General features: G+C 67.4%; 3 protein-coding genes and 1 pseudogene. 3 read left to right on the forward strand and 1 reads right to left on the reverse strand.

The features are described from left to right. Window positions 1–134 (reverse strand): annotated as a pseudogene (locus FV228_RS34425) (YeeE/YedE family protein); the annotation flags it as partial. A gap of 320 nt (window positions 135–454) precedes the next feature. Between FV228_RS34425 and FV228_RS25545 the strand changes: the two are divergent. From FV228_RS25545 to FV228_RS25555, 3 genes are all read left to right on the forward strand, one after another. Next, window positions 455–646: a hypothetical protein gene (locus FV228_RS25545; protein WP_147857105.1), complete on the forward strand. Its 192-nt coding sequence runs from the start codon at window positions 455–457 to the stop codon at window positions 644–646. Between the two features lie 40 nt (window positions 647–686). Beyond that, on the forward strand, window positions 687–1,529 hold the full coding sequence (gene cysE / locus FV228_RS25550) for a serine O-acetyltransferase (protein ID WP_147857106.1): 843 nt from the start codon (window positions 687–689) through the stop codon (window positions 1,527–1,529). Window positions 1,530–1,947: 418 nt separating this feature from the next. Continuing rightward, on the forward strand, window positions 1,948–2,877 hold a 930-nt coding region (locus FV228_RS25555; RefSeq protein ID WP_147857107.1), incomplete at its 3' end, for a cyclic nucleotide-binding domain-containing protein.

Here is a 2,877-nt window from a genome sequence, read left to right on the forward strand (position 1 = left end):
CGCGCGCGCCCGGGCCGGCCGAGGCCTGCGACCAGGCCGCTGATCCCGGCGATCCGGCCGTTCAGCAGCAGGAGCATCGCGGCGGAGAGGCCGATCAGCAGGCCGCCCGCGAGCGGCGGGAGATAGGTGCTCATGCAGATCTCGTTTCGGGGTCTCGTGTCGCGACTCGAAGGCCGCCCCGGCAGCCCCCGACCATCGGGGTAGCGCCCGGGACGGCGCGGAACAAGCCTTGCCAAACGCCCTTGAACCGGCAATTATCAATTAATTTCAGGTACTTAATGAAGATCGTGCTCTTTCAGGAGCAATCCGCGAACGAAACCTTCTCCTCAACGGCCGGGCAGGCGGAAGAGCTTCCCTGGAACGAGCCGGGACCTCGCCGGACCCGCTTCGGACATCGAATCGGGCCGGCACGATCGGCTCCCGCAGCGACGACAGCGCGAAAGGTTCAGTGACGATGGCGCACGGTGATCAAGTGGTTTTCCAACGGCTCGACCTCGCGGAGATCCTGGGGATCTGGCGCCATGCGCGGGGGCGGATCGTCGGCATCCACCGGCAGCACGGCCATTCGGCCACGGTCGACGTGAAGTTCGAAGGGCACGAGACGCTGGAGCACTACCTCGCCGACCTGTTCCAGCTGGTGCATTGATGGCGCCCGTAATCCAGAACCCCTGCAGGATCCGCCGGACGTGACGGCCTCGGCCGCGATCCCGCCGCTGCGGGCCACCAGCCGCAGCAGCCTCGAGGGCGAGCTGTGGGCGGAACTGCGCACCGAGGCGGAGGCCGTGCTCGTCGAGGAACCGCTCTATGCCGGGATCGTCCAGGCGACGATCCTGGATCAGCGCAGCCTCGCCCAGGCCTTGGCCTACCGGCTCGCCCACCGCCTGGGCGACGGCGACCTCGCGCGCCTGTCGATGCGCGACCTCTGCCTGTCCGCCTTCGAGGCCGACCCCCATGCCGGGGCCAACGCCGCGCGCGACCTGATCGCCATCCGCGAGCGCGATCCGACCTGCCGGCGCTACCTCGACCCGTTCCTGTTCTACAAGGGCCTGGCGGCGCTCGAAGCCTACCGGGTCGCCCACTGGCTCTGGCACCAGGGCCGCGCGACGCTCAGCCTGCATGTCCAGAGCCGCATCTCGGAGGTGTTCGGCTGCGACATCCACCCGGCCGCCCGGATCGGATCCGGCGTGTTCATCGACCACGCCACCGGGGTCGTCATCGGCGAGACCACGGTGGTGGCCGACGACGTGTCGATCCTCCAGTCGGTCACGCTGGGCGGCAACGGCAAGGAGAGCGGCGACCGGCACCCGAAGGTCGAGCGCGGGGTGCTGCTGAGCGTCGGGGCCAAGGTGCTCGGCAACATCCGCATCGGCGAGGGGGCCAAGGTCGCGGCCGCCGCGGTCGTGCTGCACGACGTGCCGCCCCACACCACCGTGGCGGGCGTGCCGGCCCGGGTGGTGTCGCGCCTCGCCGCGGGTGAGGAACCGGCACGGAGCATGGATCAGTCCTTCGGCTTCGGGGACGGGATCTGATCCCGGCGCGAAAAATCTTTCTCCGAGAGGATCGCCGCCAATCCTAAAAGATTGGCGATGAAACGAGAATATAATTCTCCGATCTTGAGTTTTTGCGCCGACGTCATTCTACAATAGTGGCACTACCGGGTGATGCCTTCCAAAAAACGTCGTTAAATAGGAAAAATCGTTCCGTTGACCCGGTGTAGAATCAAAGCTTACCTTGGCTTTGCTGGATCGACGAAGCAACGAGCAAGTTTGGCGTCTGCCGTAGATTGTGCGGCTGCGCAAAAAATTTGATCCCCTCAAGGACGACACGGTCATCAGATCTTGTCGGAATCAACCAAATCTTGCGCCCGGCCCGCACGTTCTGCGCGGTAACTCGCCAAATCGCGGGTCGATGCGGCGCGCCTGCAATCGAGAAGAATGAGGACGAACGATGAGTGGACCGGGTCTGAGCGTGAGCGCCACGGCGGCACGCAATCTTGCGACAGCCACCGTCACGTCGGTCCAGAACGCGGCCAACACGCCGCGCTGGCTCCTCCGGCTCCTGCCCTTCGTGGACGTCGCGGGCGGCGTCTACCGCGTCAACCGGCGCGCCGTCGTGCTGGCCCGGCCCGGCCGCGTCGACCTCGTCACCGAGAGCAAGGACCGGGCGATCCGTCCCGCCTCGCTGCGGGCGGTGCCGCTGTTCAGCCGGCTGGGCGATGCCGAGCTGGCGAAGATCGCCGAGCGCTTCACGGAGAGCAAGCACAAGGCCGGCAAGATCATCCACGAGGAGGGCGCCGGCACCCGCACCCTGACCGTGGTGGCGGACGGCACGGTCGAGCTGACCTTCTCGGGTCCCTACAAGGGCCGCCTGCGCCAGGGTCTGGCGACCCGGGGCGACTATTTCGGTGACGGCGACCTGCTCGGCGCCGGCGCCCCCGCGCCGGCCGTCAAGGCGCTCTCGGCGGTCACCCTGCTGACCCTCGATCCGGACGCCCTCGAAAGCGACGAGATCCGCGCCAAGATCGCGCAATACCGGGACGAGCAGGAGCGGCTGAAGGGCCACACCAGCTCGCACGGCGAGCAGGGCATCGAGCTGCTGGCGGTCCAGACCGGCGAGCCGCGGCTGCCGACCACCTTCGTCGACTACGAATCGCATCCGCGCGAGTATCACCTGTCGACGATCCAGACGATCCTCAACACCCATACCCGCGTCACCGACCTCTACTCGAACGAGATCGACCAGCTCCGCGAGCAGATCCGCCTCACCGTCGACGCGGTGAAGGAGCGCGAGGAATGGGAGCTGCTCAACAACTCGCAGTTCGGCCTGCTGGGCGAGGTCGGCCCGCGCCAGCGCATCCCCACCCGGGGCGGCCCGCCC

Source organism: Methylobacterium sp. WL18, assembly GCF_008040015.1.
Classification (GTDB): Bacteria; Pseudomonadota; Alphaproteobacteria; order Rhizobiales; family Beijerinckiaceae; genus Methylobacterium; species Methylobacterium mesophilicum.

Excerpts from the sequence above, each read along its gene's own strand:
- FV228_RS25545 (WP_147857105.1), top strand. The coding sequence starts at position 455 with ATGGCGCACGGTGATCAAGTGGTTTTCCAACGGCTCGACCTCGCGGAG.